Annotated in this window: 17 protein-coding genes, 1 pseudogene and 1 riboswitch; of the genes and pseudogenes, 9 read left to right on the forward strand and 9 right to left on the reverse strand. The window is 71.5% G+C overall.

The window, feature by feature from the left end; translation table 11 throughout:
* Nucleotides 1-42: 42 nt before the first annotated feature.
* The gene (gene pcrA / locus IPZ69_RS26925) at nucleotides 43-2,550 is read right to left on the reverse strand and encodes a DNA helicase PcrA (RefSeq protein ID WP_235457100.1); all 2,508 of its coding nucleotides are present in this window, start codon (nucleotides 2,548-2,550) and stop codon (nucleotides 43-45) included.
* Nucleotides 2,551-2,931: 381 nt separating this feature from the next.
* A riboswitch (cyclic di-AMP (ydaO/yuaA leader) is annotated at nucleotides 2,932-3,101 on the forward strand.
* A gap of 8 nt (nucleotides 3,102-3,109) precedes the next feature.
* Here pcrA and IPZ69_RS26930 point away from each other — a divergent pair.
* The gene (locus IPZ69_RS26930) at nucleotides 3,110-4,342 is read left to right on the forward strand and encodes a C40 family peptidase (protein ID WP_235457101.1); all 1,233 of its coding nucleotides are present in this window, start codon (nucleotides 3,110-3,112) and stop codon (nucleotides 4,340-4,342) included.
* Nucleotides 4,343-4,517: 175 nt separating this feature from the next.
* The gene (locus IPZ69_RS26935) at nucleotides 4,518-5,486 is read left to right on the forward strand and encodes a tellurite resistance/C4-dicarboxylate transporter family protein (protein WP_235457102.1); all 969 of its coding nucleotides are present in this window, start codon (nucleotides 4,518-4,520) and stop codon (nucleotides 5,484-5,486) included.
* Between the two features lie 27 nt (nucleotides 5,487-5,513).
* Here the strand turns inward: IPZ69_RS26935 and IPZ69_RS26940 are convergent, their stop codons facing one another.
* Nucleotides 5,514-5,876, reverse strand: coding sequence for a hypothetical protein (locus IPZ69_RS26940; RefSeq protein ID WP_235457103.1), 363 nt, complete (start codon nucleotides 5,874-5,876; stop codon nucleotides 5,514-5,516).
* Between the two features lie 397 nt (nucleotides 5,877-6,273).
* Here IPZ69_RS26940 and IPZ69_RS26945 point away from each other — a divergent pair, with 397 nt between their 5' ends.
* Entirely contained in the window at nucleotides 6,274-7,365 is a 1,092-nt protein-coding gene (locus IPZ69_RS26945) for a C40 family peptidase (RefSeq protein WP_235457104.1), read from the forward strand.
* A gap of 16 nt (nucleotides 7,366-7,381) precedes the next feature.
* On the opposite strand, the gene IPZ69_RS26950 is transcribed toward IPZ69_RS26945, so the two are convergent.
* Nucleotides 7,382-8,113, reverse strand: coding sequence for a LuxR C-terminal-related transcriptional regulator (locus IPZ69_RS26950; protein ID WP_235457105.1), 732 nt, complete (start codon nucleotides 8,111-8,113; stop codon nucleotides 7,382-7,384).
* Nucleotides 8,110-9,438, reverse strand: coding sequence for an ATP-binding protein (locus IPZ69_RS26955; protein ID WP_235457107.1), 1,329 nt, complete (start codon nucleotides 9,436-9,438; stop codon nucleotides 8,110-8,112). Before IPZ69_RS26955 ends, IPZ69_RS26950 begins: the two co-directional genes overlap by 4 nt.
* Nucleotides 9,439-9,581: 143 nt before the next feature.
* Here IPZ69_RS26955 and IPZ69_RS26960 point away from each other — a divergent pair, with 143 nt between their 5' ends.
* Nucleotides 9,582-10,988 carry a PspC domain-containing protein gene (locus IPZ69_RS26960; RefSeq protein ID WP_235457111.1) on the forward strand — a complete coding sequence of 469 codons (1,407 nt, stop codon included), beginning with the start codon at nucleotides 9,582-9,584 and terminating at the stop codon, nucleotides 10,986-10,988.
* Nucleotides 10,975-11,220, forward strand: a complete 246-nt coding sequence (locus tag IPZ69_RS26965; protein ID WP_235457112.1) for a hypothetical protein — start codon at nucleotides 10,975-10,977, stop codon at nucleotides 11,218-11,220. Before IPZ69_RS26960 ends, IPZ69_RS26965 begins: the two co-directional genes overlap by 14 nt.
* Before the next feature lie 26 nt (nucleotides 11,221-11,246).
* On the opposite strand, the gene IPZ69_RS26970 is transcribed toward IPZ69_RS26965, so the two are convergent.
* Together IPZ69_RS26970 and IPZ69_RS26975 are read right to left on the reverse strand one after the other, a co-directional pair.
* On the reverse strand, nucleotides 11,247-11,777 hold the full coding sequence (locus IPZ69_RS26970; protein ID WP_235457113.1) for a DoxX family protein: 531 nt from the start codon (nucleotides 11,775-11,777) through the stop codon (nucleotides 11,247-11,249).
* Between the two features lie 508 nt (nucleotides 11,778-12,285).
* Nucleotides 12,286-13,575, reverse strand: a complete 1,290-nt coding sequence (locus IPZ69_RS26975; RefSeq protein ID WP_235457114.1) for a hypothetical protein — start codon at nucleotides 13,573-13,575, stop codon at nucleotides 12,286-12,288.
* Nucleotides 13,576-13,771: 196 nt separating this feature from the next.
* On the opposite strand from IPZ69_RS26975, the gene IPZ69_RS26980 reads away from it, so the two are divergent.
* Nucleotides 13,772-14,656 (forward strand): DUF4429 domain-containing protein, encoded by an 885-nt coding sequence (locus IPZ69_RS26980; RefSeq protein WP_235457115.1) that lies wholly within the window; start codon nucleotides 13,772-13,774, stop codon nucleotides 14,654-14,656.
* 19 nt (nucleotides 14,657-14,675) lie between these two features.
* Here IPZ69_RS26980 and IPZ69_RS26985 read toward each other — a convergent pair whose 3' ends face one another.
* Nucleotides 14,676-15,470: a class II aldolase/adducin family protein gene (locus tag IPZ69_RS26985; protein WP_235457116.1), complete on the reverse strand. Its 795-nt coding sequence runs from the start codon at nucleotides 15,468-15,470 to the stop codon at nucleotides 14,676-14,678.
* A gap of 164 nt (nucleotides 15,471-15,634) precedes the next feature.
* On the opposite strand from IPZ69_RS26985, the gene IPZ69_RS26990 reads away from it, so the two are divergent.
* Nucleotides 15,635-16,102 (forward strand): pyridoxamine 5'-phosphate oxidase family protein, encoded by a 468-nt coding sequence (locus tag IPZ69_RS26990; RefSeq protein ID WP_235457118.1) that lies wholly within the window; start codon nucleotides 15,635-15,637, stop codon nucleotides 16,100-16,102.
* Between the two features lie 18 nt (nucleotides 16,103-16,120).
* Here the strand turns inward: IPZ69_RS26990 and guaA are convergent, their stop codons facing one another.
* A complete protein-coding gene (gene guaA / locus IPZ69_RS26995; RefSeq protein ID WP_235457120.1) occupies nucleotides 16,121-17,701 on the reverse strand; it encodes a glutamine-hydrolyzing GMP synthase in 1,581 nt (526 codons plus the stop codon).
* Nucleotides 17,702-18,046: 345 nt separating this feature from the next.
* Between guaA and IPZ69_RS27000 the strand changes: the two genes are divergently transcribed.
* Together IPZ69_RS27000 and IPZ69_RS27005 are read left to right on the forward strand one after the other, a co-directional pair.
* The gene (locus tag IPZ69_RS27000; RefSeq protein ID WP_235457122.1) at nucleotides 18,047-18,334 is read left to right on the forward strand and encodes a chorismate mutase; all 288 of its coding nucleotides are present in this window, start codon (nucleotides 18,047-18,049) and stop codon (nucleotides 18,332-18,334) included.
* Nucleotides 18,335-19,024: 690 nt separating this feature from the next.
* Entirely contained in the window at nucleotides 19,025-20,053 is a 1,029-nt protein-coding gene (locus IPZ69_RS27005) for an LAETG motif-containing sortase-dependent surface protein (protein WP_235457123.1), read from the forward strand.
* A gap of 78 nt (nucleotides 20,054-20,131) precedes the next feature.
* On the opposite strand, the pseudogene IPZ69_RS27010 reads toward IPZ69_RS27005, so the two are convergent.
* Nucleotides 20,132-20,363 (reverse strand): annotated as a pseudogene (locus IPZ69_RS27010) (cholesterol oxidase); the annotation flags it as partial.

Below are 20,363 nucleotides of genomic sequence, written 5' to 3' on the forward strand. Positions count from 1 at the left end.
CGCCACCTGCGGGCCCACCACATGCGGGCCCGCTCCTGGGTCCTACAGCTTCTCCACCGGCGCGTACCGCAGCACCAGCCGCTTGGGCTTGGCGTCGCCGAAGTCGATCGTCGCCTGCGCGTTGTCCCCCTCGCCCGTCACCGCGAGGACCGTGCCGAGTCCGAACTGGTCGTGAGTGACGCGGTCCCCGATGGACAGGGACACCACCGGCTTCGACGAGACCCTCTTCGTGGCGAACCCGGACGCACCCGCCGCCGACGAGCGCGAGCGGGACGAGGACAGCGAGGCCGCCACACCGGACGCCGGTCCCGAGGACACGGGCGCGGCCGCTCCCGTCCGCTTCCACTCGACGTGGGCGGGCGGGATCTCCTCCAGGAAGCGGGAGGGCGGGTTGTACGACGGCTGTCCCCAGGCGCTGCGCAGAGCGGAGCGGGTGAGGTAGAGCCGCTCCCGCGCGCGCGTGATGCCGACGTAGGCCAGGCGCCGCTCCTCCTCCAGCTCCTTGGTCTGGCCGAGGGCGCGCATGTGCGGGAAGACGCCGTCCTCCATGCCGGTCAGGAAGACGACCGGGAACTCCAGGCCCTTGGCGGTGTGCAGGGTCATCAGGGTGATGACCCCGGAGCCGTCCTCGTCCTCGTCCGGGATCTGGTCGGAGTCGGCGACCAGTGCGACCCGCTCCAGGAAGTCGGCCAGCGTGCTCCCCGGGGCGGTGGCCCCTGATGTATCTGCGTCCTCGCCGCGCTCCTGCTCGAACTCCAGGGCCACGGCGGCGAGTTCCTGGAGGTTCTCGATCCGGGTCTCGTCCTGCGGGTCGGTGGAGGCCTGCAACTCGGCGAGGTAGCCGGTGCGTTCGAGTATGGCCTCCAGGACCGTGGCCGGTCCGGCGCCGGACTCGGCGATCGTACGGAGCTCCTCCATCATCACGTTGAAGCGCTTGACGGCGTTCGTGGAGCGCGCGGCCATGCCGTACGCCTCGTCGACGCGGCGCAGCGCCTGCGGGAAGCTGATCTTCTCGCGCTGGGCCAGCGCGTCGATCATCGCCTCGGCGCGCTCGCCGATGCCCCGCTTGGGCACGTTGAGGATCCGGCGCAGCGGGACCGAGTCCTCCGGGTTGGCCAGCACCCGCAGGTAGGCCAGGACGTCCCGGACCTCCTTGCGCTCGTAGAAGCGGACACCGCCGACGACCTTGTAGGGCAGGCCGACGCGGATGAAGACCTCTTCGAAGACACGGGACTGGGCGTTGGTGCGGTAGAAGACGGCGACGTCGCCGGACTTCGCCTCGCCCGCGTCCGTGAGACGGTCTATCTCGTCGGCGACGAACTGCGCCTCGTCGTGCTCGGTGTCGGCGACATAGCCGGTGATCCGCGCGCCCGCGCCCGCGTTGGTCCACAGGTTCTTGGGGCGGCGGGACTCGTTGCGCTCGATGACCGCGTTGGCGGCGGACAGGATCGTCTGCGTGGAGCGGTAGTTCTGCTCCAGGAGGATCGTCGTCGCGTTCGGGTAGTCCTCCTCGAACTGGAGGATGTTGCGGATCGTCGCGCCGCGGAAGGCGTAGATCGACTGGTCGGCGTCACCCACGACGCACAGCTCCGCGGGCGGCAGGTCGCCCTCGCCCGGGGGGACGTCCACCGGGTGCTCGGCGGTGCCGACGAGCTCGCGCACGAGGGCGTACTGCGCGTGGTTGGTGTCCTGGTACTCGTCGACGAGGACGTGCCGGAAGCGGCGGCGGTAGTGCTCGGCGACGTCCGGGAAGGCGCGCAGCAGGTTGACCGTCGTCATGATCAGGTCGTCGAAGTCGAGGGCGTTCGCCTCGCGCAGCCGCGACTGGTACATGGCGTAGGCCTGGGCGAGGGTCTTCTCGAAGCCGTCGGACGCCTGGCCGGCGAAGTCCTCCTCGTCGATCAGCTCGTTCTTCAGGTTGCTGATCTTGGCGCTGAAGGACTTGGGCGGGAAGCGCTTGGGGTCGAGGTCCAGGTCGCGGCAGACCAGGGCCATCAGGCGCTTGCTGTCGGCGGCGTCGTAGATCGAGAACGACGACGTGAAGCCGAGCTTCTTGCTCTCGCGGCGCAGGATGCGCACGCACGCGCTGTGGAAGGTCATCACCCACATCGCGTTCGCGCGCGGGCCGACGAGCTGCTCGACGCGCTCCTTCATCTCGCCCGCGGCCTTGTTGGTGAAGGTAATCGCGAGGATCTGGCCCGGGTGGACGTGCCGCTCGGCCAGCAGGTGGGCGATGCGGTGGGTGAGCACGCGGGTCTTGCCGGAGCCGGCGCCGGCCACGATGAGCAGCGGGGAGCCGGCGTGCGAGACGGCCGCACGCTGGTTCTCGTTCAGCCCCTCCAGGAGCGCGGCCGCGTCGAGCACCGGGCGCGGGGCGCCGTCGCGGTAGTGGGAGTCCCGGTCCGGAGGCACGTCGAACTTCCCGCCGAACAGATCGTCCGGAATCGGCTCCGGAGCGTGATCGTCCTCGGGCGGTGGCGGGGGCTCCTCCGCGTGCCCGCGGGGGGCCTGGAGATCCGCCAGGAAGCTTTCGTCAAAGAGGCTGCTCATCGCTCTCCGAGTCTAGGGCGCCGCACTGACAACCCGCGGCCACCCCGGAAATCAGCGGCCACGGATCTTCCAGATCCGGCCATCGGACACCTTCCCGCCCTCCGGAGTCGTTCCGTCACACCAGGTGAACGGCCGACCTTCCACGCCGCCACGGCGCCCGAACCATGACCAGCGAGCCGGTAACGCTACGAAGCGGACGGGCGTCGCGGCTCCGGACAAGTCGCCGCATGTCACTCCGGATTGACCACGGTGCGCGAAATCCATGGTCAAGGTCACGAAAATGTATCGGGCATATCGCACATCAACCTTCACAGGGACCACACGAGTTGGCTAGCGTTCCGGGCAGGCCGTACGACCCCCACCGGCGAACGTCGCCGGGCCGCACGGCCTCCGCCGAGTCCGGCGCCTCCTCGCGGCAGCCGGAGCCGGGGACCCACCGACCTTGGGGTGAATCGGTCCGACTTCCCTTCGGGGACCGGCCGTAGGGCAACCCTTCCGAACCACCCGCCCGAACCCGACAGCTAACTCGGTAGGCGGAACATGGAAGGAGTCGCCTCTCTTGGCGTCGCACCGCAAGTCGCGCCCCGCGAGCCCCCTCGTAGCAGGCATACGCACCCCCGCCCTCGCCACCGCCGCCCTCACCTCGGTGGCCCTGCTGTCCCAGACGGCCAACGCCACCCCCTCCACCGACGGCAAGCCGAGCATCGAGGAGGTCGAGAAGAAGGTCGACGACCTCTACCGCCAGGCGGAGTCGGCGACCGAGAAGTACAACTCGGCCAAGGAGAAGTCCGGCAAGCAGCGCAAGCAGGTCGACACGCTGCTGGACGACGTGGCCCGGCGCACGGACAAGCTCAACAAGGCTCGTGAGGAACTGGGCACCTTCGCCGCGGCCCAGTACCGCACCGGGAGCTCCGCCCCCGACACGGCCACCTTCCTGCTCGCGGACTCCCCGCAGGACTACTTCGACCAGACCCAGCTGATGCACCGGCTGACCTCGCGTCAGAAGGAAGCGGTCGACGACTACGTCACGCAGCAGTCCGCGACCATGAAGAAGCGGCAGGAGGCCGCCAAGAGCCTGGAGACGCTCAACGAGTCGCAGAGCGAGCTGAAGACCGCCAAGGCCACCGTGCAGACGAAGCTCTCCACCGCGCGGGAGATGCTGTCCAAGCTGACGGCGGAGGAGAAGGCGCGGCTCGCCGCGATCGAGAAGCGCAAGCAGGAGGAGGCCGCGCGGAAGGCGGCCGAGCTCGCGAAGCAGCAGGCCGCGCAACAGGCCGCCGAGGAAGCGGCCCAGCGCAAGAAGGACGCGGCGGCGAGCGCGTCCCCCTCGCCGTCGCCGTCCACCGGCTCGTCGACCGGCACCTCCACCGGCTCGGGCTCGTCGACGCCCAGCTCCACCGGCTCGGGCTCGTCGACGCCCAGCTCCACGTCCACCGACAAGGCCGACAAGGCGCTCGCCTTCGCCCGCGCCCAGATCGGCAAGCCGTACGTCTGGGGCGCCACCGGCCCCGGCTCCTACGACTGCTCCGGCCTCACCCAGGCCGCCTGGAAGGCCGCCGGCGTCAGCCTCCCGCGCACCACCTGGGACCAGGTCAACGCCGGCACCACGGTCTCCCTCGCGGACGCCCGGCCCGGCGATCTGATCTTCTTCTACGACGACATCAGCCACGTCGGCATCTACATCGGCGGCGGCATGATGATCCACGCCCCGAAGCCGGGCGCCTACGTCCGCGAGGAGTCGATCTACTACGCCGGCTCGTCGATCATCCACAGCGTGGTGCGGCCCGCCTGAGCGGCGGACGCGCACGCCTGCGTGTGCCGCTGGGCCCCGGCGCTCAGGACTGACTGGGCGCCGGGCACCCGCTTCGCGCGACTGCGCCCGCGCGCGTGGTCCACTCGCACGCTTTTCGCGGCGCACGCGCGCGTGGAGCGCTCGTCACACGCCCGGCGCTCCCTAGCATCGGGCCATGCCCGGCACCCCATCCCTGCGCGCCTGGTGGGCGCGGCGTCCGCCGGCGGCCGGGGCTGCCGTGATGGCGACCGGCATCGTGTCGACGGGACTGCGTCTGACGGGGCACGAGCCGCTGTCGCGGATCGCCCTCGCGCTGGCCTGCGTGGGCTGGCTGGTGCTGGCCGCGGACTTCGTCGTACGACTGCTGCGCGAGCGCGAGGGCTGGCTGGCCGAGGCGCGGACGCCGGTCGCGCTCACCGCGGTCGCCGCCACCGCCGTGCTGGGCACCTGTTTCGCCACGCTGGGCCGGCCGGTCCTGGCCGAGGCGCTCCTCGCCCTCGCCGCGGTGCTGTGGCCGGTGCTGCACGTCCTCGGCATGCGGCACTGTCGGCGGCGCATGCCGGGCGCGGTGTTCCTGTGCTGCGTGGCCGCGCAGGGCACCGCCGTACTCGCCGCCACCCTGGCCGGGACCGAGGCGACGGCCTGGCTCGCGCACGCGGCGCTGGTGCTGTTCTGGCTGGGGCTCGTGCTCTACGGGGTCGCCCTGGCCCACTTCGACCTGCGGCAGGTGGTCGAGGGCGCCGGGGACCACTGGATCGCGGGCGGCGCACTGGCGATCTCGGCGCTGGCGGCGGCGAAACTGCTCTCCGCCGACAGCGCGCGCCTGTACCTGTGGAACGACGACGACCGGGGCGTCCTGCGCGAGGTGAGCCTGACGCTGATCGTCCTCGACCTGTCCTGGTACGTCGTCCTGCTCTCCGCCGAGCTGGCCCGGCCCCGGCTCGGCTACGACGAGCGCCGCTGGGCGACGGTGTTCCCGATGGGAATGTCGTCGGTGGCCCTGCTCTCCGTCTCGGCCGCCGTGGGGATCTCGTGGCTGCGCTGGCCCGGACGGGTGCTGCTGTGGCTTGCGGTGGCCGTCTGGCTCGCGGTCGCCGCCGGCGCGGTCGCCTCGGCCCGCGCCGGGATCAGGGCCGCGCGCTGAGGCGGCTCGCGCCCGCGCCGGGGAGGCTCACGTCCAGAGCACGGCGATGAAGATGTTCGCCATGGTCAGCAGGCCCACCAGGCCGAAGAGGCCCTTGTCCACCTTTTCGCCGTTCTCGTCGTCGCGCTTCACGTAGACGAGCCCGAGGATCACGATCAGCAGGGCCAGCTTCACGCCGATCTTGACGGTGTTGAGGTGGTGGTCGTCGGCCTGGTTGAGGCCGACCAGGATCACGCCGGTGACCAGCATGGTCAGCGCGCCGTGCAGCATCGCGGGGACGAAGCGTGCGGTGCCCTGGCCCATCGCCTTCGTCTGGGTGAGGAAGCCGCCGAGGAGCGCGGCGATGCCGATGATGTGCAGGCCGACGAAGAGATGGATGAGTACGTCCATGAGGCCGGAGCCTAATCAAGGGCCCGGGCCCCGCCGCCACCGCCCCCGCGCTCGCATATATGCGCTCCATAGCACCCCGCCGCCCCCGCGCGCCCCGGAACCGCCGCTTCGGTCATCGCGCTGCGTGAAGGCGGCGGCGCCGGACCCGGATCACGGTCACATACGGTCACCCGCCGGTCGGCCGCCGCCACTTCCGTACATGCGTTACCGAGCCGACACAGTCAGGTTTAGCGTCCTCCTCCAGGTGACCGGCTCCCCACCGCCGCCCGGGCCAGGGGCGGCCGTCGGTCACCACCGCCGAGAAAGAGTCCGGCGGCGGCCCGCTCCCCCTGTGCGGGCCGCCGCCGGACGTGTGAACCGCAGTCCCCGCGGTCGACGAAAGGACGTGACGGTCCAGGTGGCAGCGCACCGCAAGCCCCGACAGCGCCCGCTCAGCGGCACCGGCGCCCGCGCGGCCGTGACCTTGGCCCTGGCGGGCGCGGCCACCACGACGGCCTTCGACGGCATCGGCCAGGCGGCGCCGCAGCTGACGCCGACGCAGGTCAAGGCCAAGGTGGACAAGCTGTACCAGGAGGCGGAGGTCGCCACCGAGAAGTACAACGGGGCCAAGGAGAAGGCGGACGCGGCGGAGCGACGGCTGAAGTCGCTGCAGGACCAGGCGGCCCGCAAGGAGGAGAAGCTCAGCTCGGCCCGGGACGCGCTCGGTTCGATCGCGGCGGCGCAGTACCGCAGCGGCGGGCTCGACCCGGCCGTCCAACTGGCGCTCTCGGACGACCCGGACCAGTACCTGGACGGGGCGGCGTTCGCCGAGCGGGCGGGCGACCGGCAGTCGCAGGCCGTGTCGCGGGTGCGCAAGCAGCTCCGGGAGATCGAGCAGCTGCGCGGGGCCGCGCACATGGAGCTCGGCTCGCTCAGGTCCAAGCAGGCGGAACTGAAGCGCCACAAGAAGACGATCAGCGCAAAGCTGGGCGAGGCACGGGAGCTGCTGTCCCGCCTGACGCCGCGGGAGCGGTCGCGGGTCACCGCGGACGGGGCGTACGCCGCCGGGGCGGGACACGCCTCACGGTCGGCCGCCGACAGCCGCGACGCCCTCACGCCGCCCGGTTCCGCCCCGGCCTCCGGTTTTGTCGACGCCCCCGACTCCCGGGCCGCCGCGGCCGTCGCGTACGCCCACCAGAAGCTCGGCAGCCCCTACGTGTGGGGCGCCACGGGCCCCGACGCCTTCGACTGCTCGGGCCTCGTCCAGGCCGCCTACCGCTCCGCCGGGGTCTCCCTCCCCCGCACGACCTACGCCCAGATCGACGCGGGCCGCCGCGTCTCCCGCTCCGAACTGCGCCCCGGCGACCTGGTGTTCTTCTACTCCGGGATCAGCCACGTCGGCCTCTACATCGGCAACGGCCAGATGATCCACGCCCCGAACCCGTCGGCACCGGTCCGCGTGGCCCCGCTCGACGAGATGCCGTTCGCGGGGGCGACGCGGGTCGTGTGAGGCCGGGTGGCGCGCGTCAGACCAGCCGTCGCGCCGTGGCCCAGCGGGTCAGTTCGTGCCGGTTGGACAGCTGGAGCTTGCGCAGGACCGCCGAGACATGGGACTCGACCGTCTTCACCGAGATGAAGAGCTGCTTGGCGATCTCCTTGTACGCGTAGCCGCGGGCGATCAGCCGCAGGACCTCGCGTTCGCGCTGGGTGAGGCGGTCGAGGTCCTCGTCGACCGGCGGGGCATCGGTGGAGGCGAAGGCGTCCAGGACGAAGCCGGCCAGGCGCGGGGAGAAGACGGCGTCGCCCTCCTGGACACGGAAGATCGAGTCGACCAGGTCCGTGCCGGTGATGGTCTTGGTGACGTAGCCGCGGGCGCCGCCGCGGATCACGCCGATCACGTCCTCCGCCGCGTCCGAGACGGACAGCGCGAGGAAGCGGACCGGCCGCTCGGCGTCGGCCATCAACGGGGCGCAACGGCGCAGCACTTCGACCCCGCCGCCGCCCGGGAGGTGGACGTCCAGGAGGACCACCTCGGGCCGGGTCGCGGTGATCACGGAGACCGCCTGGTCGACGTCCGCGGCCTCGCCGACCACCTCGACGCCGGTCTCCTCGGTCCGGCCGATCTCGGCCTGCACCCCCGTACGGAACATCCGGTGGTCGTCGACGAGGACAACGCGGACCTGACGGCCGCCCGCGCCGCCGGACCCGGCCGTCTCCGGTGCTCCCGCCGTACCGTTCGCCTCGGTCGCGTCGCTCATGACGTCTTCTCCGCCCTCTCCATCTCCAGCTCGACCTCCGTGCCGCCGTCCGGCACCGCGCGCAGCCGCGCCGTGCCGCCGTTGCGCTCCATGCGGCCGATGATCGATTCTCTAACGCCCATGCGGTCGGCGGGTATCGAGTCGAGGTCGAAGCCGGGACCACGGTCGCGGACGGACACGAAGACCGTCCTGCCCTCGACTTCGGCGTAGACCTGCACGGCGCCGCCCTCGCCACCGTACTTGGCTGCGTTCACCATCGCTTCGCGCGCGGCCTGCATCTGAGCGGCGATCCTCTCGTCGAGCGGGCAGTCGCCGACCACCACGACCTCGATGGGGACGCCGTGCTTGTCCTCCACCTCGGCGGCGTTGCGCCGGACCGCGTCGGCGAGGGTGGTGGGCTCGTCGGCCTCGTCCTTGCCGGTGCCCTCGGGCTTGTACAGCCAGGTGCGCAGGTCGCGCTCCTGGGCACGGGCGAGCCTGCGCACCTCGTTCGCGTTCTCCGCGTTGCGCTGGATCAGGGTCAGGGTGTGCAGCACGGAGTCGTGGACATGGGCCGCGACCTCGGCGCGCTCCTGGGCCCGGATGCGCATCAGGCGCTCCTCGGAGAGGTCCTGGGTCATCCGGACCAGATACGGGCCGGCGAGGAGGGTGATGCCGACGAGGACCGCGAGGGCGGCCTGGAGGACCGAGCCGAGGTGGGCCGCGGAGCCCTGCAGCACGAAGATGCCGGAGACGCCGGCCGTGACGAGCAGGACGCCGCCGCCCGCGCGCAGGAGCGTGAGGGTGCGGCGACGCCGGCCGACCTCGACCCAGCGGGCCCGGCGGGCGTTGTCCGCCTGCCGCCAGACCAGGGCGACGCCCGCGCCGACGAGGACGGCGGGCAGGAGATACGCCTTGGCTCCGTTGCCGAGATTGACGTTGCTCACGAAGACCATGGCCACCACGACCATGAGGAGCAGCGCGACGATCTGGCCCTTGTCCGGCTTGCGGGCGATGAGTCTGCGGCGGCCGTCCGGGGAGGTCTCGGTGCCGACCAGGGACGGCGGCTTCTGCCCGCCGACGCCGCCGACGCCGAGCGGCACGAAGAACCAGAACGCGGCGTACAGCAGCGCGCCGAGGCCGTCGGCCATGAGCAGGCCGACGAAGACGAGCCGCACCCAGATCACGGGCAGCCCGAGGTGCCCGGCGAGGCCCCGCGCCACGCCACCGAGCCAGCGGCCGTCGCTGCTGCGGTAGAGCTTGCGCGGTGGCCGCGGATCGTCGAGGGGCGCTGCTGCGGCTTCCGGCATGCCATTGATGGTCACACGGCCCGAGTTGCGAAGCATCAGGGTGCACCCCCGAGACTCCCCTGATCTTCGAACGGGCAGGTCCTCGAACGCTTCACCGGCGGCGTCTCAGGGCCGATATCAGGGTTCGGCCAGGGTCGTACCGGCTGCCGTCGCGGCGGCCGGGCCGTCACCATGGACGCATGACAGATCACGACCACGCCGCGACGGGTCCGGGACCCGGCTCCGGCCCGCGCCCGGATCCGGGCCGTGGGCCGACGGATGCCGCGCCCGCCGCGACCGGGGAAGCGGACGCGCCGGACGGCGCGGACGCCGCCGCGCCGCACAAGTTCCGCCGCGACCGCCGCCACAAGATGGTCGCGGGCGTGTGCGCCGGGCTCGGGCGGCACACGGACATGGACCCGGTGATCTACCGGATCACCCTCGCCGTGCTGGCCGCGAGCGGCGGCATCGGGCTGATCTTCTACGGGTTCGCCTGGCTCTTCGTGCCGTACGACGACGAGGAGGAGAACGAGGTCCGCAAGCTGCTGACCGGCCGGGTCGACGGCCAGGCGCTGGCGGCGGTGCTGTTCGCGCTGGTCGGCTGCGGTGTGTTCCTGACGATGCTGAAGAACGGCGGGGTGCTCACCTTCGCCGTCGTCGTCTCCCTCCTCCTCGCGGGCGCCGGGTACTGGTCGCAGCGGCGCGGCGCGCCCGACCCCGACCCGCTGGCCGCCCAGGCGGTGGCCGACGCGCCGCCGGAGGCCAAGGCACCGCCGGTCGCCACCGCCTACCCCTCGTGGTGGCGCGACCCCATCGTCAAGGACGGCACGCACGTCGGCGGCACCGGCTATCTGTGGGGCCCGGGCGACTCGTACGACCGGGACATCGCGGCCGCCGTCAACATCGGCCTCGGCACCCCCCGCGGCGGCCGCGAGGACATACGTGCCCCGCGCACCGAGCCCCCGAGACCCCGCGGCCCGCGCTGGATCGGCGGCTGGGTCTTCCTGTTCGCCCTGCTGGCCGGCGGCGCGGGCACCGCCTCGACGTGGGACACGCATCCGCTGGGCACCAGCCTGCAGACCGGGCTGTCCTGGGCGCTCCTGGTCTTCGGGCTCGGGATCGCGGTCAGCGCGTTCCTCGGGCGTACGGGCGCGGGATCGGTGTTCCTGGCGATCGTCACGGCGGCCCTGCTCGCCGGGGCGTCGAGCCTGCCCAAGGACATCACCAGCCACTGGACGCACACGTCGTGGCAGCCCGCCACCGCCGCGGAGGTGCGGAGCTCCTACGACCTCGGGACGGGCGTCGGCACCCTGGACCTGAGCCGGGTGCGCGTCGCCCCGGGGCAGACGGTGTCGACGGGGGCCGACGTGGGCGCGGGGAAACTGCGGGTGATCGTGCCGCCGGACGTGACCTTGAAGCTGAGCATCGATGTGGGGGTCGGCGACATCCAGTTGCCGGGTGAGGACAAGCGGGACGTGGACGTGGAGCCGGGCAAGCACAAGAACGTGACGCTGTCACCGACGGCGGACGGCAAGAAGGCGGGCACGCTCGACCTCGATCTCCAGGTCGGCGTCGGACAGGCGGAGGTGAGCCGTGCTGCGTCATGAGTTCCAGCCCGGGAAGCTGGTCGCCGGAGTCTTTCTCGCTCTCGCGGGCGTCGCCTACGCCGGTGACGCGGACGGGCTGTGGGAGACCCCCTGGTTCGCGATCATTCCGCTCGTGGTGGGCGGGCTGTGCCTCGCGGGCGCCACGGCGGCCCTGGCCCAGGGCATACGCAGAAGGCGGCGGCCCGGCCGTACGCACACGACCGAGGCCGCCGGGACCGACGGACCGGGCTGACCCGGCTCGCCGGTCCTACCGGTTGCTCAGCGATAGCCCCCCGACCGCAGCCGGCGCCGGGTGCGCAGGGCCGAGTCCAGGGACAGGTAGGGAGTGCCGGCCAGGACGAGGGGCAGCCAGGCCATCATGTAGGCGAGGTCGTTGCCGTAGTAGTACGGGGTCGAGGCCCAGCTCACCGTCATCCACAGGCTGAACGAGATCAGCGCGCCGCCGAGTGCGGCGAGGCGGCCCAGCAGGCCGACCAGGACGCCGAGTCCGACGGCCAGCTCGCCGAAGGCGATGGCGTAGCCGAAGCCGACGGGGTTCTTCAGGGCCAGGTCGACCAGGGCGGGGATGGCCGCGGAGTCGCGGACCGCGCGCATCGTGTCCCCGATCGACCCGGAGCCGCCGGACTTCATGAAGGCGCTGTCGGTCAGCTTGTCGAGGCCGGCGTAGATGAAGGTGACGCCGAGGAAGACGCGTAGAGGAAGGAGGGCGTAGCGGGTGGCGGTGTCCCGCCAGTCCCGGTCGCCGCGGAGATGGGGAGTGTGCGTATCCGTTCGAATGCTGTGAGTCATCGCTCCTAGCCGCCTCTCGCCCGCCTGCCGAGACCCCTCAACAGACCTTACGTACGTCGAGCGGCGTCCGCTCAACCCCCGTGCGGACGTTTTTTGAAGATTGGACGATCAGTGGTGCGTCCGTATCTGCCGCACCGGGTGTCCCAGGACCTGGCCCACGGCGCTCAGCTGATCGTCGGAGAACCAGCGGCGCTCCGGGTTCCGGACGGCGATCTCGAAGCGCGCGAAACCACAGTGGCCATCGTATTCCAGCAGGTCGAGGGAGGTTCTGGTGTGACAGCAGGGGACCGTCACGGTGAGGCCGGGGAAGCCGTCCTCATGGGCGTCGAGCAGATCGTCGTGCCACGAGCGGTCGATCGCGGCGCCACAGTGCGGGCAGCCGATGCGCCGCAGATCGGCTCCGCAGTCGACGAAGGTGAGGGCGTCGTACCAGTCGATTTCGATCTCGGCTTCGACGCCGTCCGGGTGACCGGGCGTCGCTCATCGGCTCGCCGTCAGTTCGCTCCGGTCAGTCCGTCACCTCGACCACGCAGCGGTTCGTGGCGACTCCGGCGGCCGTCACCACCTGCACCTCCACCGAGCCGGGCTCCACGTCCGCCGGTACGGGAACCGTCAGGACCGTGTCCGAGGGGTTGCTGAAGCCGCCGCTGACCGGGACCAGCGGGACGTGGACGTGGACGGCGCCGATGCGGACGACCATGCGGGAGAGGTGGTCGGCGGACCGGGCGCCGGGCGGTACGAAGCCGGCGCCGCGGATCTCGATGTCGTCGCCGGTGCGGATCGGACCGTCCAGGTCGCCGGCCTCGCGGGCGCGGACCACGGAGAGGACCACCGGGCGGCCGCCCTCCGCGTACTTGCCGGCCACATAGGTGGCGCAGGAGACGAGGACCACCACCGCCAGGCCCCAGGGCAGGTCGGGCAGTTGGTCGGGGCGGCGAGCGAGCCGTACGGCGGCGAACAGCAGGGCCACGGCGCTGATCACGACGTACTGGATGTCGGCGAAGGCGCCCCGGCCGGAGTCGTCGGTGAGCAGGTCGGCCGCGCGGGGCCGGTGCGCGCGCACCTTCTGGAGCCGCTGGCCGAGGATGCGCAGACCGACCACCCGGCGGACGAGCACCGCGATGCCGCAGACCACGGCCAGCACGGTCACCACACCCGCCCCGCGGGCGAGTTCGAGCCCGGAGATCAGCGCGTCGCGTTCGGTGTGGTCGGAGGCGGCGGCGAGACGGGCCGCCAGGAACAGCACCGCGTAGGCCACGAGCAGCACCCAGGCCACGGCCACGGTACGGGAGGTGGACATGCGGTTGTCCTCGCCGATGACGGGGGCCAGCGCCCCGCCGCGCGCCCGGTGGAACCAGGAGGCCGCGGTCAGCGTGCCGGCCACCACCAGCGCGGCGAGCAGTCCGGCGGTGCGCGCGCTCGTCCAGCCCGCGCCGATCGCGGTCAGGGACTGCCCCAGAAGCAGCAGGAACACGGCCGCCCACAGGACGTACAGCGTGCGCAGCCACAGGCGGCCCAGCCACGCCTCGCCCTCCGCGCGCCCGCGTTCGGCGACGACCTCGGCGGACTGGGTGAGTTCCTCGGAGACCCACTGCCGGGAGGCGGAGGCGGAGTGGGCCACCGCCGCGGGCAGACCCTGCCCGGCCGCGAACTCGTCCCGCATGAGCAGGAATTCGGCGACAGCCCGCCGGTGCCCCTCCCGCACGCCGTGCGGGCAGTCCCCGCAGGCGCAGCCGCCTCCGTGGGCACCCCCGTGGACGCCCCTGTCGGCGCCCTGCCTCGCCTCCTGCACCGCCACGCCCGACGCCCGCCTTCCCCATGACCCACGACCCGGGGCACGACCGGTGGCAGCCTCCGCAAAGACCCACCGCCGTCGTGCAACTCCCATGCGACGACAGCGAATTGTGCCCTACGCCACGCCGCGCGCGTCCGGCAGGTGGTCACCTCGGGTGAAGCATGGCCCACTGTGTTGACCCGGCTGCGAGAATTTCGGTATGGCCGAGATCATCCAGCGCGACGGGAGCTGGGCCTTCGACGGCACCACGGTCCGGATCACCCCGGGACTCCACCGTTCCGTGCCGCTCCTGCGGCAGACGTACGGGGAGATCTCCGTGCCCCTGGAGGCCGTCTCGGGCGTGGTCTACGAGCCCGAACGCAAGCGCGGCCGACTGCGGATGCGGCTGCGCGAGGGCGCCGACCCGCTGTTGCACGCCACGGGCGGCCGGTTGCCGGAGGCGGCCGATCCCTACCGGCTGACGGTGGACATGGACCGGTCCGGGGTCGCCGAGTACGTCGCCGAGGAGATCCGGCACTCCCTGCTGCTGGACCAGATCCCCACGGAGCCCACGAAGGCGTATCTGCTGCCCGGGCCGCCGGTGCCGGTCTCGGTCCGGTCCTCCGACGGCACGGTCTCCTTCGACGGCAGCCAGGTGCGCATCGACTGGGCGGACACCTCGGAGCGGGTCAAGCGGGCCACCGGGCCGCGGATCATCAACGTCGGCGACCTGGTGCAGGTCGAGTGGCTGCCCAACTCCGGCTACGAGGACGGTTTTCTGCGCTTCGTGACGCGCGAGACGGTGTTCTCCAAGCTGCCGCCCGAGCGGGACCCGTTCGCCCTGGACCTGTGGGGAAGCGTCCGCCGCGACCTGCTCACCGCGCTGGTGGCAGCCGCGGTCACCGCACGGCTGCCGCATCCGTCGACCCGGGCGGGCGGCGAGTTCGCCGACCGGCAGCGGCCGACGGGCGCGGTGCCGCCGCCGGCCGACCATCACGACGTACTGCTGCGGCGGCTGCGGGAGTTGGGCGAGCTGCACCGGGACGGGGTGCTCACGGACGAGGAGTTCGCGATGACCAAGGCCGTGGTGCTCAGGGGGTTCTAGCCCTGGTGCTCAGGGGTTTCTAGCTGAGCAGGTCCGGCTCGCTGCGGCTGATGTCCTGCCACAGCGGCTGGTAGTTGATCCAGGCCACCAGGTCGCCGCCGAGCTGTTCGCGGGTCGCGACCGCGAGTTTGTGGTCGATGAGGAGCGGGCGCCCCGCGGCCTTCGCCATCAGCTGCACCTGTGAGGATCTCTCCATCGACAGGAACCACCAGGCCGCCGCGTCGATCGAGTCGCCGACCGTGAGCAGGCCGTGGTTGCGCAGCACGAGGGCCTTGCGGCTGCCGAGGGCGGTCGCGATGCGGCGGCCCTCGTCGCTGTCGACGGCGACGCCGGTGTAGGCGTCGTACAGGGCGTGGTCCTCGTAGAAGGCGCAGCTCTCCTGGGTGATCGGGTCGAGGAGGTCGCCGAGCGCGGACAGGGCGCGGCCGTGCACCGAGTGGCAGTGGGCGACGGCCACGACGTCCGGGCGGGCGGCGTGGACCTGGGCGTGCACGGTGAACGCCGCCTGGTTGACGTGGTAGCGGCCCTCGATCACCTGCCCGTCCTGGTTGGCCAGGACGAGGTCGCTGACGGTGACGTGCTTGAAGGGCATCCCGAACGGATTGACCCAGAAGCAGTCGGTGTACTCGGGGTCGCGTGCGGTGATGTGTCCCGACACCCCGTCCTCGAACCCGGACCGCCCGAAGATCCGCAGCGCGCCGGCGAGTCGTTCCTTGCGGTGCCGGCGCTCGTCGTCGAGCGAGTCGTACATCGGCGGCATCGCGAACTGCAGCTGATCGGTGGGCAGCGGCAGAGGCGGGGTCGGCCCGTGCATAGGTCCTCCAGCACTGGGTTTGCTTTACGGGGCGGAAGTTACCGTCGGTCAGCGCAGGAAAACAGAGCTGTTTTGTAAAGATGACGCAGCGGTCGATGCGGCCCGTCCACACCCAAACACATACCCGACAGAAGATGTCGGGTGTTGCCGTAACAGTGGCTCGTATGAACTGGGCAGACTTCACCTCCGCCGCTCCCGGCCTCGCGAAGACCGTCGAGGAGCGCTTCGGCGCGTTCCGCCATCACGTCCTCGCCACCCTGCGCCGGGACGGTTCCCCGCGCACCACCGGCCTGGAGGTGCGTTTCCTGCGCGGCGAACTGTGGCTGGGCATGATGCCGGGCTCGCTCAAGGCCCTCGACCTGCGCCGGGATCCCCGGTTCGCGCTGCAGGCGAATCCGGGGCCGGACTCCGCGATGGGCGGCGGGGACGTGCGGATCAGCGGGCGGGCCGTCGAGGTCGTCGATACGGCACTGAAGGCGGCGTACGTCGAAGAGGTGGAACCGCCGCAGCCGTTCCACCTCTTCCGCACCGAGTTGACGGAGGTCGTACGGACCTACGTCGAGGACGACACGTATCTGGTCGTCGAGGTCTGGCGGCCCGGAGCGCCGGTGCGCACTCTCAGGCGGACGTGACCTTCAAGAACGGGAGGACTACTCCCACTCGATGGTGCCCGGCGGCTTCGAGGTCACGTCGAGGACGACGCGGTTGACGTCGCGGACCTCGTTGGTGATCCGGGTCGAGATGCGCGCGAGGACCTCGTAGGGCAGGCGCGACCAGTCGGCGGTCATCGCGTCCTCGGAGGAGACCGGGCGCAGCACGATCGGGTGGCCGTAGGTGCGGCCGTCGCCCTGGACGCCGACGGAGCGGACGTCCGCGAGCAGGACCACCGGGCACTGCCAGATGTCGCGGTCCAGGCCGGCCGCGGTCAGCTCCTCGCGGGCGATGGCGTCGGCGTCCCGGAGCAGGTCCAGACGGTCCTTGGTGACCTCGCCGACGATGCGGATGCCGAGGCCGGGGCCCGGGAAGGGCTGGCGCTGGACGATCTCCTCCGGCAGGCCGAGCTCCTGGCCGACCATGCGGACCTCGTCCTTGAAGAGCTTGCGGAGCGGCTCGATGAGCTTGAACTCCAGGTCCTCGGGCAGGCCGCCGACGTTGTGGTGCGACTTGATGTTGGCGGTGCCGGTGCCGCCGCCGGACTCGACGACGTCCGGGTACAGGGTGCCCTGGACCAGGAACTCCACGGCCGGGCCCGCGTCGGCGATGATCTCGGCCTGCGCCTGCTCGAAGACGCGGATGAACTCGCGGCCGATGATCTTCCGCTTCTCCTCGGGGTCGGAGACGCCCTTGAGCGCGGTCAGGAAGCGCTCCTCGGCGTCCACAACGACCAGCTTGACGCCGGTCGCGGCCACGAAGTCCTTCTCGACCTGCTCGGTCTCGCCCTTGCGCATCAGGCCGTGGTCGACGTACACGCAGGTCAGCTGGTCGCCGATGGCGCGGGCGACGAGGGCTGCGGCGACGGCGGAGTCCACGCCGCCGGACAGACCGCAGATCGCGCGCTTGTCGCCGACCTGCTCGCGGATCGCGGTGACCTGCTCCTCGATCACGTTGCCCGTGGTCCAGGAGGGGGTCAGGCCGGCGCCGCGGTAGAGGAAGTGCTCCAGGACCAGCTGGCCGTGCGTGGAGTGCATGACCTCGGGGTGGTACTGGACGCCGTAGAGCTTCTTCTCGTCGTTCTCGAAGGCGGCGACCGGGACGACGTCCGTGGACGCGGTCACGGTGAAGCCCTCGGGAGCGGCGGAGCAGGCGTCGCCGTGCGACATCCACACGTGCTGCTCGGCCGGAGTGCCCTCGAAGAGGGTGGAGGACGTCCGGGAGACGTGCAGGTCGGTGCGGCCGTACTCGCGGGCGCCGGTGTTGTCGACGGTGCCGCCGAGGACCTCCGCCATCAGCTGGAAGCCGTAGCACATGCCGAAGACGGGGACGCCGGCCTCGAAGAGCTCGCGGCCGAGGCGGGGGGCGCCCTCCTCGTACACGGACGAGGGGCCGCCGGAGAGGATGATCGCCGCGGGGTTCTTGGCGAGCATCTCGGCGACCGGCGTGGTGCTCGGCACGATCTCGCTGTAGACCCGCGCCTCGCGGACGCGACGGGCGATGAGCTGGGCGTACTGCGCGCCGAAGTCGACGACCAGAACGGTGTCGGGGGTGGCGGCAGCGGGAGTCGCTGATGACACGGGGTGCCTTCCGGCGGTTTGGGCGGGGGTCTGTGGTGTCGATTCTAACGGGGTGGGCGTGGGACACCGTCCCGCTTGCCGGGGGCCGCCGCCCCCAGACCCCCGCGGGCCGGCGTTGCCGACCGGTGCCCGACCGTTCCGTGGCATACTGGCCTCATGCTCGCGCAGACGACCTTCCTCTTTACCTATGGCAACCGGCCCGCCGGCTGCCATGGTCGTGCTGCTTGAGCCAACCGCCAAGCGACTTCCCAGGCGCCCCGGGCCGACAAGGCCCGGGGCGCCTGTCGTTGTCCGGGGTCTTTCGTTCCGGGGGCGCCGCGTCCCGTCCGATGAGGAGCCCCAGCCATGACCGTCACCCCCGCAGAGAAGACCGGCGCCCGCACCGCCGAGGCCGCCGATGTGATCACCGGTGCCCGTGAGCGCATCGACTCGCTCGACGACCGGATCATCGGCCTGATCCAGGAACGGATGGCCGTGTCCGCCGTGATCCAGGAGGCCCGGATCACCTCCGGCGGGCGGCGCGTGAACCTCTCCCGGGAGATGGAGATCCTCGACCACTACAGGGTGGCCCTGGGCAAGCCGGGCACCGGCCTCGCGATGACCCTGCTGGAGCTGTGCCGCGGCCGGGTCTGAACGCACGTACGGAACCCGACTCACCCGTACGGCGCGTGACCGCCCCGCGAACCCCTTCGTTGGTCCCGGTGTCCGTGCCAGCCAGGGGCGGGCCCGAAAGAACCACGCGTGGCTCGCTGGAGCGATGAGGCGTGCGGATCGTGCCGTGCGTCGTGGGACCTCGCTCCAGACAAGTGACCGGACGGCAGGGGACAGCAGCCCGGTCACCCAAGAGAACGGCCGGCTCCGGGGACGCCCGGGGCCGACCGGCGGAAAACTGCAAATATGCACAAGGGTTGGGTCAAACGGTTGCGGAGGACCCGCTCTTCCAGCACGATGCCTAGCAAGCCCGCCAAGTCCCAAAGCAGACATACGCATTGCAATGCACTGCTCACAAGGCACAGGGCACACAGACAAGCGGCGCAACCCCCCGGCGCCGCTCCCCGGGCACCGACGCTGCCCTGACGTCGGTGCTGACGGAGAAGGGCCCCGCGGCTCCGTCCCGCGGGGCCCTTCGCATGCCCGCACACGACAGCCCAGGAGTGTGATCCAGGTCACATAAAGATTATGTGAGTGAACGTGCAACCATTTCCCGGCCTCGCGGATCAAACCAGCAGAACCAAGGGTCACCTCCCGCGCCCCACACGCGGAGCCCCGCCATCAGATGCCCCGTGCCGCGCGTCGCGGCACGCCGGATTCCCCGAGGTCATCATGAAGCTTCGCCGTGCCATGGCCGCAGCGGCCGCGACGGCTGTCATAGCACCGCTCGCGCTGCTGTCCGCGCCCGTCGCGTTCGCGGAGGAGTCGCCGTCGCCGACCCCCACCGAGACCGTGACGAGTGAGGCCCCGTCCGAGATACCGAGCGACTCGGCGACCCCGTCGGTCCCCGACGGCGGTCAGCCCTCCGACAGCGTCACCCCGAGCGACTCGACGTCCGCCTCGGCACCCGCGCCGAGCGACAGCGCGAGCCAGTCCACCGAGCCCGAGCCCTCCGAGTCGGCCGAGCCGAGCGAGGACCCGTCCGACCCGGACGTGCCCTACTGCGAGGACCTCGACGAGAACTTCGGCGACGCCAAGGTGTCCGCCGACATCAAGGGCCTGCCGGGCAAGATCGTCGCCGGTGACGGCTTCCACAACTTCAAGCTCGTCGTCACCAACGGCTCCAAGGCCGACGTCGAGGGCGTCGCCTTCTACGCCGAGGTCGAGAACTACGAGCTCGACGAGTCGAAGTTCCTTAGCCCGTACGTCGACCTGGAGTTCAAGAACCCCGAGAGCGGTGCCTGGGACCGCATCGGCACCGACGACTGGGCCGGCGACTACTTCTTCTACGTGGCGAAGCTGAAGTCGGGCGCGAGCCAGACGGTCGACCTGCGCGTCGGCATCGACGCCAAGGCCCCCGCCGGTGACGCCTACTCCTTCGGCTCCGGCGCCTACCTCGACAACGTCAAGGGCCAGGACTGCATCGCGGAGGGCTGGGCGCAGTACGACTTCGAGGTCCTGAAGGCCGGCTCCTCGAACCCCGACCCGGGTGACGCCACCCCGAGCGGCGAGGGCCCCAAGGACTCGCCGAAGAAGCCGCAGGGTGACGTCTCCGACCTGCCGACCGGCAACCTCGCCGAGACCGGGTCCAGCTCCGCGCTGCCGATCGTCGGTCTCGTCGGCGGTGTCGCCGTCGTCGCCGGTGCGGGCGCGGTGTTCGCGGTGCGCCGCCGCAGGGCCGGGGCAGGCGCCGACGCGTAAGCGGTAGGCACGAGCAGACACGAACAGAGAGGGACCTGCGCTCGGAGGGGGGCGCAGGTCCCTCTTTCCGTTCAAGGTCTACTTCTTCGGCGGCACCGTCGGTATCCCCAGGAACGGCAGTCGCAGCGCGCCGAACGCGTCCGACGGAACCGCCGGGGCGGCCGGCTCGACCGGCTTCAGGCGCTCGTACTCGGCGCCCTGCGCGGGACGCGGGTCCGCCTCCCCCTTGTTGGGCCAGTACGACATCGCCCGCTCGGCCTGCGCGGTGATGGTCAGCGACGGGTTGACGCCCAGGTTCGCCGACACCGCG

Origin of the sequence: Streptomyces olivochromogenes, assembly GCF_021538895.1 — a bacterium.
In the GTDB taxonomy this organism is placed as follows: Bacteria; Actinomycetota; Actinomycetes; order Streptomycetales; family Streptomycetaceae; genus Streptomyces; species Streptomyces olivochromogenes_A.